Source organism: Labrys sp. ALF-8 (assembly GCF_059699065.1).
In genome coordinates this window covers 387,179-401,008 of record NZ_AP048538.1, presented here as the reverse complement: position 1 = coordinate 401,008, position 13,830 = coordinate 387,179, and the positions used below count along the sequence as shown (strand labels likewise).

General features: G+C 64.3%; 11 protein-coding genes. 6 read left to right on the top strand and 5 right to left on the bottom strand.

Annotated elements, in window-relative coordinates; translation table 11 throughout:
* Positions 1–31: 31 nt before the first annotated feature.
* The 4 genes from AC6H34_RS21705 to AC6H34_RS21690 are packed head-to-tail and all read left to right on the top strand — an operon-like array spanning position 32 to position 4,385.
* Positions 32–2,128, top strand: coding sequence for a molybdopterin-dependent oxidoreductase (locus AC6H34_RS21705; protein WP_497540177.1), 2,097 nt, complete (start codon positions 32–34; stop codon positions 2,126–2,128).
* Position 2,129: 1 nt separating this feature from the next.
* The gene (locus tag AC6H34_RS21700) at positions 2,130–2,510 is read left to right on the top strand and encodes a nuclear transport factor 2 family protein (RefSeq protein ID WP_497540176.1); all 381 of its coding nucleotides are present in this window, start codon (positions 2,130–2,132) and stop codon (positions 2,508–2,510) included.
* The gene (locus AC6H34_RS21695; RefSeq protein WP_497540175.1) at positions 2,497–3,093 is read left to right on the top strand and encodes a YdeI/OmpD-associated family protein; all 597 of its coding nucleotides are present in this window, start codon (positions 2,497–2,499) and stop codon (positions 3,091–3,093) included. Before AC6H34_RS21700 ends, AC6H34_RS21695 begins: the two co-directional genes overlap by 14 nt.
* Before the next feature lie 2 nt (positions 3,094–3,095).
* Positions 3,096–4,385: a cystathionine gamma-synthase family protein gene (locus AC6H34_RS21690; protein WP_497540174.1), complete on the top strand. Its 1,290-nt coding sequence runs from the start codon at positions 3,096–3,098 to the stop codon at positions 4,383–4,385.
* Between the two features lie 112 nt (positions 4,386–4,497).
* Here the strand turns inward: AC6H34_RS21690 and AC6H34_RS21685 are convergent, their stop codons facing one another.
* From AC6H34_RS21685 to AC6H34_RS21670, 4 genes are all read right to left on the bottom strand, one after another.
* Complete coding sequence (locus AC6H34_RS21685; RefSeq protein WP_497540173.1) at positions 4,498–5,607, bottom strand: ABC transporter substrate-binding protein; 1,110 nt, start codon at positions 5,605–5,607, stop codon at positions 4,498–4,500.
* A gap of 31 nt (positions 5,608–5,638) precedes the next feature.
* Positions 5,639–6,682, bottom strand: a complete 1,044-nt coding sequence (locus AC6H34_RS21680) for an ABC transporter permease (protein WP_497541255.1) — start codon at positions 6,680–6,682, stop codon at positions 5,639–5,641.
* 133 nt (positions 6,683–6,815) lie between these two features.
* Positions 6,816–8,336, bottom strand: a complete 1,521-nt coding sequence (locus AC6H34_RS21675; protein WP_448147030.1) for a sugar ABC transporter ATP-binding protein — start codon at positions 8,334–8,336, stop codon at positions 6,816–6,818.
* A gap of 309 nt (positions 8,337–8,645) precedes the next feature.
* Positions 8,646–9,575, bottom strand: coding sequence for a LysR family transcriptional regulator (locus AC6H34_RS21670; protein WP_497540172.1), 930 nt, complete (start codon positions 9,573–9,575; stop codon positions 8,646–8,648).
* Between the two features lie 105 nt (positions 9,576–9,680).
* Between AC6H34_RS21670 and AC6H34_RS21665 the strand changes: the two genes are divergently transcribed.
* Positions 9,681–10,517, top strand: coding sequence for an oxidoreductase (locus AC6H34_RS21665; RefSeq protein WP_497540171.1), 837 nt, complete (start codon positions 9,681–9,683; stop codon positions 10,515–10,517).
* 31 nt (positions 10,518–10,548) lie between these two features.
* Here the strand turns inward: AC6H34_RS21665 and AC6H34_RS21660 are convergent, their stop codons facing one another.
* The gene (locus AC6H34_RS21660; RefSeq protein WP_497540170.1) at positions 10,549–12,039 is read right to left on the bottom strand and encodes a hypothetical protein; all 1,491 of its coding nucleotides are present in this window, start codon (positions 12,037–12,039) and stop codon (positions 10,549–10,551) included.
* Positions 12,040–12,244: 205 nt separating this feature from the next.
* Here AC6H34_RS21660 and AC6H34_RS21655 point away from each other — a divergent pair, with 205 nt between their 5' ends.
* Positions 12,245–13,825: an alkaline phosphatase D family protein gene (locus AC6H34_RS21655; protein ID WP_497540169.1), complete on the top strand. Its 1,581-nt coding sequence runs from the start codon at positions 12,245–12,247 to the stop codon at positions 13,823–13,825.
* The last annotated feature ends 5 nt before the right edge of the window (positions 13,826–13,830 follow it).

Below are 13,830 nucleotides of genomic sequence, written 5' to 3'. Positions count from 1 at the left end.
TAGATTAGCCGGGCAACATCAAGAGCTTTCGATGAACAGACCGCTCGGCCCGATCCGCAGGGCCTCCGCCTGCCCGCATGATTGCCCCTCCACCTGCGCGCTGGAGGTCGAAGTGCTCGACCGCAAGACGATCGGGCGGGTGTATGGTGCCGCGGACAACAGCTTCACCAAGGGCGTCATTTGCGCCAAGGTGGCCCGCTACGCCGAGCGCGTGCATCACAAGGACCGCCTCCTCCATCCCCTGATGCGCACCGGTCCCAAGGGATCGGGCCAGTACAAGCGCATAGACTGGGACGAGGCGCTCGACCGCACCGCGCAGGCCATGCTGGCGGCCGAGCGAGATTTCGGAGCGGAGAGCGTTTGGCCCTATTACTATGCAGGCACCATGGGGCTGGTGATGCGCGACGGCATCAACCGCCTGCGCAATGCGAAACGCTACTCCGGCCAGTATTCGACCATCTGCACCTCTCTGTCCTGGGCCGGCTATCTCGCGGGCCATGGCCGCATGGCCGGCGCCGATCCTCGCGAGATGGCGCAGTCGGACTGCATCGTGCTGTGGGGCACCAATGCGGTGGTGACTCAGGTCAATGTCATGACCCATGCCGCTGCCGCCCGCAAGAAACGCGGCACGCGGATCGTTGCAGTGGATGTCTACGACAACGCCACGATGCAGCAGGCCGACGTCAAGATCATCCTCAAGCCGGGTACAGACGGGGCGCTTGCCTGTGCCCTCATGCACGTTCTTTTCCGGGACGGCTACGCGGACCGGCCCTACCTCGAGAAGTTCTCCGACCATCCCCGCGAGTTCGAGGCACATCTGGCCACCCGCACACCCGAATGGGCCGCCGCGATCACCGGCGTTCCCGCTACCGAAATCGAGGCGCTGGCCAAGCTGCTGGGCGAACGCCCCCGCACTTTCTTTCGCCTCGGCTACGGCTTTGCACGCTCGCGCAACGGGGCGGCCGCGATGCATGCGGTCAGCTCGATTCCAGTGGTGATGGGCGCCTGGCAACATGAAGGCGGCGGCGCCCTGCATTCCAATTCCGGCATGTTCGGCTGGCGCAAGAGCCTGATCGAGGGGCTGGACGTGCGCGACCCCAAAGTGCGCCAGCTCGACCAATCGCGCATCGGCCCCATCCTCACAGGAGACCCCGAAGCCCTGCTGGGCGGTCCGCCGGTGAAGATGCTGCTGATCCAGAACACCAATCCGCTATCGGTTGCGCCGGACCAGACCCTGGTCAAGCAGGGCTTCGCACGCGAAGACCTCTTCACCGTGGTGCATGAGCAGGTGATGACGGATACCGCGAAAATGGCCGACATCATCCTGCCGGCGACGATGTTCGTCGAGCATGACGATGTCTATCAGGCCGGCGGCCAGCAGCACATCCTGTTGGGGCCGAAGCTGGTAGATCCGCCGGGTGAATGCCGCAACAATCATGAAGTGATCACGGCCGTCGCCGCGCGCGTCGGTGCCGAGCATCCGGCCTTCGCCATGGACCCTCGCGAGCTGATCGACCGCACGCTGCAGGCTTCCGGGCATGGCACGCTGGCGGAACTGGAGGAAAAGCGCTGGCTTGACGTGCAGCAGCCCTTCGAGAAGGCACATTTCCTCGACGGTTTCGGCTGGCCCGACGGCAAGTTCCGCCTCAAGGCCAACTGGCCCAAGAACCCCTACGCCGCCCCGGCGAAATTCGGTCCCGTGCACGACATGCCGGAGTTCCCGGACTATTGGACGGCAATCGAACTGGCCGATGAGACCTTCCCCTTCCGCCTCACGACCAGCCCGGCGCGCAACTTCCTCAATTCGAGCTTCACGGAGACTCCGACTTCGCTGGCCAAGGAGGAACGGCCGACCGTGCTGATCCATCCCGACGACGCCGCAGCCGCCGAGATCGATGACGGGGACAAGGTCGAGCTCACCAGCCTGCGCGGCAGCGTGAAACTCCACGCCAAGGTCTTTTCCGGCCTCCGCCGAGGCGTCCTGATCGCCGAGTCGATCTGGCCGAACTCATCCTATGAGGATGGCAAGGGTATCAACACTTTGACGGGGGCCGATGCGCCGGCCCCGGTGGGTGGCGGCGCCTTTCACGACAACAAGGTCGCCATCCGCAAGCTTCAAGCAGCCTGAGATGGTCGCGCCCCAGGATGGAAGCGCGGCCGAAGCCGTCGTCGCCGCACAGCTCGAAGCCTATAATCGACGCGATATCGAGGCCTTCATGGCGTGCTGGCACGAGGATGCTGTCTATTTCGCCCATCCCGACACGCTTCTCGCCAGGGGCGCCGCCGAGATCCGGGCCCGGCACCTCGACCGCTTCCGCGAGAGCGCCCTGCATGGAAGGCTGATTGCCCGGCTGTCGGTCGGCGATCTCGTGGTCGATCGTGAAATCGTCACCCGCAACTTTCCCGACGGCATTGGCGCGATCGACGTGATCGCCATCTACCAGGTGGAATCCGGCAGGATCGCCCGGGCCTGGTTCAAAATGGGAACGCCGCGAATTGGATCCCCGTAAGGCGAATTTGCCCGTCCTCGCCTTCTCGAGCGCGGCGGAGTGGGATGAATGGCTCGCCGAGCAGACCTCGGACAGCCCTGGCGTCTGGATGAAATTTGCCAAGAAGGGCCGCGGGACGCCGACCATCGCCAAGCCCGAAGCCATCGACGTCGCCCTCTGCCACGGCTGGATCGACGGACAGCTCGGCAGCCTGGACGAGGATTATTTCCTCACCCGCTTCACGCCCCGGAAAGCCGGAAGCATCTGGTCGCAGAACAATCGGGTCCGCGCGCTCGCCCTGGTCGAGCAAGGCCGCATGCACGCGGCGGGGCTCGCGGAGATCGAAAGGGCCAAGGCCGATGGGCGCTGGGACGCCGCCTACGCCTCCCAGGGCAAAGCCGAAATGCCGGAAGATCTCAAGACCGCGCTGAAGGCCAATGCCACGGCGGCCCGATTCTTCGAAACGCTCAACGGCGCCAACCGCTATGCTATCCTTCACCGCCTGCATAACGCCCGCAAATCGGAAACGCGGGCGCTCAAGCTGGCCGAGTTCGTGACCATGCTCGAGCGTGGGGAGACGTTTAATCCGAAAAGGAGAGGCTGACCATGGCAACGGACCGCAGCCACAAGGCCATGCTTAACAACCATCCCCTCCACCCCGAGACCCTGATGCTCGGCTACGGCTATGATCCCGCACTCTCCGAAGGATCGGTGAAGCCGCCTGTCTTCCTGACCTCGACCTTCGTCTTCCAGACGGCCGAGGACGGACGGGACTTCTTCGATTATACGTCGGGCCGCCGCGCCCCGCCGGAGGGCAGCAGCGCGGGCTTGGTCTACTCGCGCTTCAATCACCCCAACACCGAGATAGTAGAGGATCGCCTCGCAATTTTCGAGCAAGGCGAGACCGCCCTCCTGTTCTCCTCGGGCATGGCGGCGATTTCGATGGCGGTGCTCGCCTATGCCCGCCCCGGCGACGTGGTGCTGCACAGCCAGCCGCTCTACGGCGGCACCGAGACGCTGCTCGCCCGCACGCTAGCCGATTTCGGCATCGGCCAGGAGGGCTTCGTCGACGGCCTTCATGCCCGTGAGATCGGCGAGGCCGCGGACCGAGCCGTGAACCGGGGCCGCGTCAGCGTCATCCTCATCGAAACACCCTCCAATCCCGTCAACACGCTGGTGGACTTTGCGCTGGTCGGTGAGGTCGCCGACCGCATCGCCGAGCGGCAGGGTGCCCGCCCGGTCATTATCTGCGACAATACCCTCCTGGGTCCCCTCTTCCAGCGTCCCCTCGCACACGGCATCGACATCGTCGTCTACTCCGCTACCAAATATATCGGCGGACACAGCGACCTCATCGCCGGGGCGGCGATCGGCAGCAAGCCCATGCTGAAGCCCGTCAGAGCGCTTCGCAGCGCCATCGGCACGCAGCTCGATCCGCATACTTGCTGGATGTTGGGCCGTTCGCTGGAAACCCTGTCGCTTCGCATGCAGGCCGCGGCGCGCAACGCGATCACCATCGCGGACTTCCTTGCGGCCCATGGCAGCGTCGAAGCAGTGCATGCACTGCATCACCTGCCCGAAGGCGGCGCCGCCCGCACCGTGTTCGACCGGCAATGCACCGGCGCGGGTTCGACTTTCAGCCTGGAGATCAAGGGCGGCGAGGCGGAGGCCTTCCGCATGCTGAATGCCCTGCGCGTCTTCAAGCTCGCGGTGAGCCTCGGCGGCACGGAGTCGCTCGCAAGCCACCCCGCTTCCACCACGCATTCCGGCGTGCCGGCGGACCTGCGTGCCCGCCTTGGCGTAACGGCGAGCACCATCCGCCTGAGCGTCGGCATCGAGCATGCCAACGATCTGATCGCCGATCTAGCCCAAGCACTGGAGGTCTCGGGCACATGAGGCACGAGACGCGCCGGCGCTGCCCTATGGGGCGCAGCCGGCCCCTCCCCCAGATGGGGGAAGGGCTCCTCGCGCCCATTGCTGGCCGCCCTGTTGAGCGGCGCCCGTCGTCCTACTGGCCCGTCCAGATCTTCTTGTAGGCGTCCCGGTAGCCGTTGTCGGGATCGAAGACGTTCTTGGGGCCGCCGTCATAGGCGATGTTGTCCGGCGTCACCAGATGGACGCCAGGAACATAGCCCGACCACTTCTCTCCGGCGAAGGCGCGGTTGAGCTCGTCCACCAGCTGCCACCCCTGCATGGCCAGGGGTTCCGGCACCGTGGCCGCCTGATGGTCCTTGGCACGGATGCGCTGATAGGCCGATTCCGAACCGTCGCCCGCCGAAATGTTCTGCGGATCGCCGTCACCGGCGATGCCGGCGGCTGCCAGCGAGGGCGGCATGAAATCGTAGTAGAGGTCGTTGATGGCGAGGGAATATGTCCACTTGGCGCCGTTCTGCTGCAGCAGCGTCGTGGTCAACTGAGGAATGCGGGTGGAAACATCGGCAAGCGGGGTATCCTCGAAAGCCAGCACAGAGCAGCCGCCGCATTGCTTGATCACCGCCTCCATCGCGCGTCCCTTGGCGATGGCGATGGCGTAGGTCGAATCCGCGAAGATCACCACGCCGGCCTTGCCGTCGGAATCGGCGATGGCCTTCATGGCCGCGACCTTGGCGACCTCCATGGAGTCCGTGGTGACGTTGGCGAAGATCGGCACGCCGTCGAGCGGCCCTGGTTTCGGCCCCGAATGCCAGCCCACCAGTTTGATGCCTTCCTTCGCCGCGGCTTCGATGCCCGCCTTCTGCTCCTGCGCATCGCTGCCGCCGATGATGATCGCGTCGGGCTTGAGCGCAACGGCCTGGCTCAGGGCGGTCGCCTGTCCGGAGACGGTGCCCTGCCCGTCGATCTCGCGATAATCCCAACCGATGATGCCCGCCGCCTCCTTCACGCCCTGCGCCACGCCGAGGATACCTCCGTTGCGCATGTCGCCGGCGACATAGACGATCGTCTTCTTGCCCACGGACTTCGGTCCTGTGGTGGGGCCGTCCCATTTGTCGACACGCTGCGAGGCCTTGGCGACCACGGCCTTCGCCTCATCGACAAAGGCATCGGCCCGGGCCATCGCCGGCAGCGCGAGCAATGCCAGGACACTGGCAGCCGCCATCCAGGAATTTCGTCTCAACATAGGCCTTCCTCCGCAGGTTGCGACGGTTCGCTCATGCGTCCGTCTTTTTGAGGGGTTTCACAGCGCTGCCGCGACGCCTCTGCGCGTAGCCGGCAATGCCGATGGCGATCAGCAGCGTCACGCCGTTGAACATCGGCTCCACCCAGAAGGAGCCGCCGAACTGCTGGATGCCGGCAATGCCGATGGCGAGGATGGCGACGCCCACGAGCGTGCCCCAGACATTGACGCGGCCGGGCTTGATGGTGGTGGAGCCGAGGAAGGCCCCCACCAGCGCGGGCAGCAGGTATTCGAGGCCGACGCTGGCCTGACCGATGCGCAGCTTGGAGGCGAGCAGGATGCCGGCAACGGCCGTGAGGACACCCGAGGCGACGAAGGCGCCGATGGTGTAGCGGCGGACGGGAATGCCGTTGAGGGCGGCTGCCTTCGGGTTGGCCCCGATCGTGTAGATGTATCGCCCGATCGGCAGGTGCTCGAGGACCAGCCAGAGGCAGAAGGCGAGGATGATCACATAGAAGCCGGTGATCGGCAGGCCGAACACCATGGTGCCGTTGAGGGCCAGGAAGCCTTGCGGCAACTGTGCCACGACCTGACGCCCGCCGGTATGCCAGAGCGCGACGGCGTAGAGCACTGTACCGGTGCCGAGCGTCGCTATGAAGCTGTCGATGCGGGCGACTTCCACCAGGACACCGTTGATGAAGCCGATGAAGGCGCCCAGTACCAGCACGATAACCACCGCCACCTGCCAGGGCACGCCGAGCATGGTCTGCAGGCTGATGGCCAGGATGTGCCAGATGACGATGGCATAGCCGACGGTGAGATCGATCTTGCCGGCGGCCATCGGAATCATAGCGGCCAGGGACAGGAGCGCGATGATCGCCTTGTCGGAGATGATCGAGCGCAGGTTCAGCATGGTCGGGAATGTCTGAGGCAGCAGCAGGGAGAACAAGACCGCCAGGAACACCGCAAGGATCGGCAGGCCGTAAACCGGCAGCCGGCGCGCCAGCCTTTCTCCGAAGCTCAACCGTTCAAGCTCCGCCTTTGTCGGCTCCAGCGCATCGGACTTGATCGAGTTCATCGACATACGGCGGCCTCCGTAAGCAGAATTCACGAACCCCGTTTTGGAAGGGCTTGCTGCGTCTTCTTGAAGTTCCTGCGGGATTTTCAGGGCCGGATCCCAACTCCGGTCCTGAAAATCCCGCCCAGCATCTCTATTGGGTCATCATCGCTTCCGAAGCCGACGCGGCCGTGATCACGGCCTCCGTCGTCAGGGCCTCGCCCTGGAGTTCGGCGATGATCCGGCCGCGGTTGAAAACGAGCGCGCGGTGACAGATATGGGCGATCTCCTCGAAGTCCGTGGAAACCGCGACGACCGCGAGACCCTGTTCAAGGGCGCGGGCGATCAGGCGGTAGATCTCTGCCTTAGCACCCACGTCGACGCCGGCCGTCGGATCCTCCGCGACGAGCAGCTTGCGCCCTGTCGCAAGCCAGCGGCCGACCACGACCTTCTGCTGGTTGCCGCCTGACAGGCCTTCGATGGGTAGATCGGGATCGTTCGGCCGCAGGCCGACCGAAGCACCCAGTTCCACGGCGGATTTCGCTTCCCTGCGCGGGGAGAGAAACGACAGCAGTCCTCGCCCGCTGGCACCCGGATTGAGAAAGGCGTTCTCGCGCACGCTGAGCGCCGGCGCCAGGGATTCCTCCATGCGGTCCCGCGCCATTAGCCCGATGCCGGACTGCAGCGCGGCACGAGGCGAGGATAGATCCGGTCGCGTGCCGTCGAGGGTTATCTCTCCCTCGTGAGGCACCACGCCGAAAAGCGCCCTGCCGATTTCCTCCTGTCCCGCCCCACGCAGGCCGACCAGGCCTAGCAGTTCGCCCTGGCGTACGTCGAAGCTGATCGGCCCGGCGCTAGCGGTCGATACGTCCCTCACCCGCACGCGCAGGGGTCCCGATTGCACGGCGGCCTTCTTGAAAAGATCGAGATTCGAGCGCCCGACGATGAGGCTGACGAGTTCATCCGGATTGGTCTGTCCGATCGGACGCTCCCCGACCTTCAGACCATCGCGCATCACCACCACCCGGTCGGCGATACGAAAGATCTCGTCCAGCCGGTGCGAAACGTAGATCATGCCAACCCCGCGCTGCTTGAGGTGGCGGATGGCATCGAAGAGACGCTCCACCTCGTCGGCCGGCAGGCTGGCGGTCGGCTCGTCGAGCACCAGGAAATCACATTCCACCACCAGCGCCCGTGCGATGGCGACGAGGGATTTCTCGGTGCGGCTGAGGCTGTGCACACGCGTCGTCGGATCGATGTCACAGCCGACGAGCTTAAGGGCCTCGCGCGCCTGCCGCTCGGCCGCGCGCCAGTCGATGAGGCCGAGCCTGCCGGACCACGCCCTGCCGGCGAAGCCCTGCGGCAGGCTCATATTCTCGGCCACCGTCATCCATTCCACCAGACCGAGATCCTGGTGGACGAAGGCGACGCTCTGGCGCTCGGCCCTGGCATGGGCGCGATGGCGATAGGGCTCGCCATCGATGCTCACGCTGCCGCTGTCGGGCCTGACGATGCCGCCGAGAATTTTGATCAGGGTGGATTTTCCGGCGCCGTTCTCTCCCAGGAGGGCGACGACTTCACCGCGGCCGACGTCGAAGCTCACCCCTTTGAGGGCGCGCGTGCCGCCAAAGGATTTGGCCACGTCTTCGAACCGGAGAAACCCGGCGCCAGCCATCCCGCTACCTCCCGGTCAGGCTGGTTTAATCGTTTTACTCGGACCTTGGCCTGACGAACTTTTGTCTTCGATTACCGGCAGCGTTGTCAAGAAGACTTCGTAATGGTCTGAGGAAATGCCCTGTTCCGGTCGATGAAAAAACATCGCCATGTCGTTCCAGAGATCCAAGACGTTCCACTGTCTCCTGCGACACAGGTTTTCCTGCCCCGCACCGATGCGCCACCGTTTCGGCATTGCCGTATCCACCACCTCGACATGGAATGCTCGTCGCATATACGAGGCTCGGATGACGTTTCCTCCATCGTTCAGTCACCGCTCACACTGCAGGTTGGCCGTGGCATCTGCGCCCAGGACGTCCCGGGCGACCTCGATGAAGGCGCGCAGTTTGGGTGCGCGCGAGGCTCGCCGGGGATAGTACAGGAACAACCCCGGCTCCTCGATGGCGCTCTCAGGCAACAGCCATCGGAGACGCCCTTCCTGCAGGTCCCGGCGGATGAGAGGCTCGAAGACATAGGCGATGCCGGTTCCCGCCAAGGCGAGTTCCCTCGCATAGGTTGGATCGCTTACCTGCACGCTGCCCCTCACGCTGACGGCCATGTCCTCTCCCTTTTCCAGCACCTCCCAGGCATAGAGGCCGCCGGATGCCAGGAGCCGGAAGCCGATGCAATTATGTGCCGCGAGATCGGCGATGGCCTTCGGCTCGCCATGCACCTCCAGATAGGAGGGTGCGGCCGCTATGACGGCCTTGAAGGGCGGCGTGAGGCGGATCGCAACCATATCCTGCGCAATCATGCCGCCCAGGCGCACACCGGCATCGAAGCCGCCGGCAATGATGTCGACGAGGCTGTCGTCGCTGAAGACCTCGACGACGAGGCCGGGGTGGCGGCGTGAAAGCGCCGCCAGCACCGGCGTGATGGCGTTGGGCAAGGCGACGCGCGGCGCGTTGAGACGGAGCAGACCGGCTACGCGCCCTCTCGCCGCCCGCAATCGTTCCACCGCCTCCCCGATGTCATCGAAGGCGGGGGCGATATCCGCAACGAAAGTCCTGCCCGCTTCAGTCAGCGCGACGCTGCGCGTCGTACGTGCGAAGAGCGGCGCCTCGAGCCTGTCCTCGACGGCGCGCACCGCATGGCTCACCGCAGAGGGACTCATGCCGAGATCGGCCCCCGCCGCCGCGAACCCGCCGCGCCGCGCCACCGCAAGGACCACTGGTAGATGAATGAGTAGATCGCGATCCATTCATGCACCAAATCGCATAAGATATTCGAACTCAGCTATCTTATCATCTTATGCGCAAGGAGCGATCTTCGATCACGTTCCGATGATCGAAGAAGGAGTTATGCCATGCCGGCTGCCACCACCTGGTTCATTACCGGTGCCTCCTCAGGCTTCGGCCTGAGCTTCGCCCGCTATGCCCTATCGAAAGGCTACAATGTGGTAGCCACGGCGCGAGATCCTTCCAGGCTCGCGTCATTCCAGTCGCAGGCTCGCGAACGGGTGCTCGCCGTCGCGCTCGACGTCAACGACAGGGCCAGCATCGAGGCTGCGGTCGAGTCCGCGCGATCCCGCTTCGGGCAGATCGACGTGCTTCTCAACAATGCCGGCTACGGTATCGTCGGCGCGGTCGAGGAGACGCCGGAAGCCGAGCTGCGCGCCCTGATGGAGACCAACTTCTTCGGCGCAGCGGCAATGATACGGGCCCTCCTGCCGCTGCTGCGCCACCAGGGAAGCGGCGCCGTCGTCAACATTTCCAGCCTGGGCGGCCAGCTTTCCTATGGCGGATACGGTGCCTATTCGGCCAGCAAGTTTGCCTTGGAAGGACTATCCGAGGCACTCGCGCTGGAAATGGCCCCGTTCGGCGTCAAGGTGATGATCGTGGAGCCGGGCGCCTTCCGCACCGAATTCGCAGGCGGCGCGCTGCGTCACATGCCCGTGCTGCCAGCCTATGCCGACGGCTTGCGGGCGGTACGCGATTTCACCAGCGGCATGCGCGATACACAGCCGGGCGACCCCATGAAAGCCGCGGCGGCCATCGACACCGCGCTTCGCGCCGCCAACACGCCGTTGCGGCTCCAACTCGGCAAGGATGCCATCACCGCCGTGCGCGGACATGCCGAGGCGCTGCTGGCAGACCTCGCGGCCTGGGAGAGCCTGGGTCTCGAAACGCGGATCGTGGATTGATCGATCCGCGATCGGGCGACAGGCCTGCAGCCTAGGGTTTCTTCGCGCCGGGTCCGAAGGACTGGCCGTTCACGGTGACAGTCTTGCTGGCACTGTCGAACCCGATGTCCCAGGTGAGGCGACCATCCGGGCCGGTCTTGGCAAGCCCCTTCAGGAAAGCGATGCCCATCACACCCTGCTGCGCATTCGGCATGGTGGAGGCGGCATTGGTGAAGGCGGTCATCACACCATCGAGGCTGGACGCCGAAACGCTGGCCTTGCCCTGCTGGGATGGCACCAGGCTTGTCTCCCCCTGCCCCTTCAGATCGAAGGCCGGGGCAGTGACGCTCTGCTCGAAGGCAAGATGCGGAGAGGCGCCCAGGAATGAAGCCAGGAATGCAGACTTGAGAGCGTCGGGTTTCACCTCGCCTTTCGGAACGACGAAGGTCTCGATGAGCTGGTTGGCCATGGTATCGAAATCAGCGCCTGTCAGCTTGAGATTGACGACGCCGCTCTTCGGCACCAGGGGCGCGGCCCAGTCGGGCACCATGCCATCCGGCAGTTCGAGCCCGGAGAAGCTCGTATTCATGCCGACTTCGGCGCTCTTAACAGCGCCGGTGCTGACCGTCTGGCTATCGACGGAGGCGACCTTGACGATACCCTTGGGCGTGCCGACGCTGAGGTTGGAATAGGTGATGTCCCCCTTCAGGCCCTGCCAGATCGGCAGGGCAGCCTTCAACTTTGCCTGCGCTTCTGCGCGATAGGCCGAACCGACGGCGAAGTCATGCTCGGCGAAGAACGCCAGTACATCCAGGAGACGAATATTGTGGAAACCGGCAATCGTCGCCTCCTGGTGTATCCGATCAGACCGGATAGCGATGGGCGGCATGGGGTTGCGCGGATCCTTGACGGTTACGGTTTCGACCAGATCGACCGCTTCCCACGTCATCGCCACGTCTACGACGCCATCATCGCCGGGCTTTGCATTGCTCACATAGGTGAGCTTGCCCATGGAGGCATCGACATCCTCGACCGACGAACGCATGGCCACGGTCACGCTTTCGCACGCCATGGCCTGGTTGCCGAAAGGCATGCTCTTGAAATCTAACACGCCACTGCCGCTGCAATTCTTGAGATGTTCGGCGAACTCCAGGGGTTCAGCGCCCTTCGGCGACTTGAAGGTCACGTCGATGGAAGGATGGCCGGCCGTAAAGGCATAACTGCCGTCATCCTTCTGCGTCAGTTGCACCGTGACCGGGCCGAACTGGAATTGAGGTCCATCTGCGGGCAGGCCCAGCTTTGCGCCATCGAGCGCATAGGTGAGATCGTAGTGGTCGCCCTTCGGCGTCACTGTAATCACGCCTCGGTCCACCAGCTTCCGACCGAAATAGCGCGCGAAGCCGTCGGTGATCGCCTTGGCGCCAGCGGGCGTTGCGGTAGCCGCGTGAGCAGGCGCTGCCAGGAAAAGACCTGCCAGGGCGGCGGCCGGCACAAGGCCGCGCCTTGCGCGCCCTACGCGATGACGAATGTTCGAAACAGCCATGAAAAACTCGATCCGCTGCTAAAGATCCCCATTCCTCCTATGCCATGTGTCCAACGGGTCGTGTGTGAAATTTTTGTGCACCTGCCGACCATAGCGGTGGTCGCATCGCCGCCCTGGTGCAATTTATAAAACATCCAACGAGGCGACATGCCGCTGTCATCTGGCTGTCCAACACTCCGCCCGCTTTGAAACGGGGAGAGTCGCGATGCGCATCTTTGAAAAACCCTTGTCCCGACGCCGGTTCCTGACCACCAGCGCCACCACCGGCCTTCTGGGCGCCGCCAGCAGCTTCGCCATACCGGGTCTGTCCCGTGCAGCGGATCGGCCGGTGGTCACCAGCGGCCTGCAGTCAGGCGACGTGCATAGCGGCCGCGCCGTTTTCTGGTCTCGTACCGATCGTCCGGCGAATGCGATCTTCGAGTGGTCGACCACCGAGAGCTTCAAGACGGTGAACCGTCTGCCGGCCGTGGCGACCTCGCCGGAAACCGACTACACCGCCAAGATCCTGGCGGAGGGCCTGCCATCGGACCAGGAGATCTTCTATCGCGTGCGCTTCCAGAACCTCGCCGACATCAACGTCGAGAGCGAGCCGGTGATCGGCCATCTGCGGTCGGCGCCCGCGGGCCTGCGCAACGTCTCCTTCGTGTGGTCGGGCGATACGGTAGGCCAGGGCTGGGGCATCAATCCCGATGCCGGCGGCATGAAGATCTACTCCACCATTCTCAAGCACGATCCGGACTTCTTCATCCATTCCGGCGACAACATCTATGCCGACGGCGTGATCAAGAGCGAGGTCAAGCTGCCTGACGGTACGGTATGGAAGAACATCGTCACGCCGGAAAAATCGAAGGTCGCCGAGACACTCGACGAGTTCCGCGGCCAATACAAATACAACCTCATGGACCAGAATTTCCAGGCGCTCTACCGCGCGGTGCCGGTGGTCACCCAGTGGGACGACCATGAGGTGACGAACAACTGGTCCTCCTCCAAGGACCTGTCGCATGACGATCGCTACAAGGAAAAATCGATCAAACTGATCGCCTCCCGCGCCGCCCAGGCCTTCCACGAGTACATGCCGATCGCCACGACGCTGGCCGAGCCGCGCCGCGTCTATCGCAAGGTCCCCTACGGCCCGTTGCTTGACGTCTTCATGCTCGACATGCGCACCTATCGCGGGCCAAACGGCGACAACCTCCAGACGATCGAAGGCGGCGAGGCGGCCTTCCTCGGCGCAGAACAGCTTGCCTGGCTCAAGCGCGAACTCGCCAATTCCCGGGCAACCTGGAAGGTGATCGCCGCCGACATGCCGCTCTCCCTCGTCGTGTGGAACGATGCCGACAACAAGAAGGGCTTCGAGGCGGTCTCGAACAACAACAACGGCGCCCCGCTCGGCCGCGAACTCGAATTCGCCGATCTCCTGCGTTTCATCAAGGCGGCAGGCGTGAAGAACACGGTGTGGCTAACGGCCGACGTCCACTACACCGCCGCCCACTACTACAATCCGGACAAGGCGGTCTTCCAGGACTTCGATCCCTTCTGGGAATTCGTCTCCGGCCCGCTCAATGCCGGTACCTTCGGACCGAACGATCTCGACATGACGTTCGGCCCGGAACTCAAATATGTGAAGGCGCCCGAGGCCGGCAAGGCCAACCTCTCGCCCGCCGCCGGCCTGCAGTTCTTCGGCCATGTCGCCATCGCCGCCGACACGCGCGTGATGACGGTCACGTTGCGCGACGTCGCCGACGCGTCGCTGTGGTCGATCGATCTCGAGCCGAAGCTCGGCTGATCAGG

What these genes read in the sequence shown, in the direction of transcription:
- AC6H34_RS21670 (WP_497540172.1), bottom strand. Translation starts at nt 9,575, where the DNA reads ATGGATCGCGATCTACTCATTCATCTACCAGTGGTCCTTGCGGTGGCG.
- AC6H34_RS21665 (WP_497540171.1), top strand. Translation starts at nt 9,681, where the DNA reads ATGCCGGCTGCCACCACCTGGTTCATTACCGGTGCCTCCTCAGGCTTC.
- AC6H34_RS21675 (WP_448147030.1), bottom strand. Translation starts at nt 8,336, where the DNA reads ATGGCTGGCGCCGGGTTTCTCCGGTTCGAAGACGTGGCCAAATCCTTT.
- AC6H34_RS21680 (WP_497541255.1), bottom strand. Translation starts at nt 6,682, where the DNA reads ATGAACTCGATCAAGTCCGATGCGCTGGAGCCGACAAAGGCGGAGCTT.
- AC6H34_RS21660 (WP_497540170.1), bottom strand. Translation starts at nt 12,039, where the DNA reads ATGGCTGTTTCGAACATTCGTCATCGCGTAGGGCGCGCAAGGCGCGGC.
- AC6H34_RS21700 (WP_497540176.1), top strand. Translation starts at nt 2,130, where the DNA reads ATGGTCGCGCCCCAGGATGGAAGCGCGGCCGAAGCCGTCGTCGCCGCA.
- AC6H34_RS21655 (WP_497540169.1), top strand. Translation starts at nt 12,245, where the DNA reads ATGCGCATCTTTGAAAAACCCTTGTCCCGACGCCGGTTCCTGACCACC.
- AC6H34_RS21705 (WP_497540177.1), top strand. Translation starts at nt 32, where the DNA reads ATGAACAGACCGCTCGGCCCGATCCGCAGGGCCTCCGCCTGCCCGCAT.
- AC6H34_RS21690 (WP_497540174.1), top strand. Translation starts at nt 3,096, where the DNA reads ATGGCAACGGACCGCAGCCACAAGGCCATGCTTAACAACCATCCCCTC.
- AC6H34_RS21685 (WP_497540173.1), bottom strand. Translation starts at nt 5,607, where the DNA reads ATGTTGAGACGAAATTCCTGGATGGCGGCTGCCAGTGTCCTGGCATTG.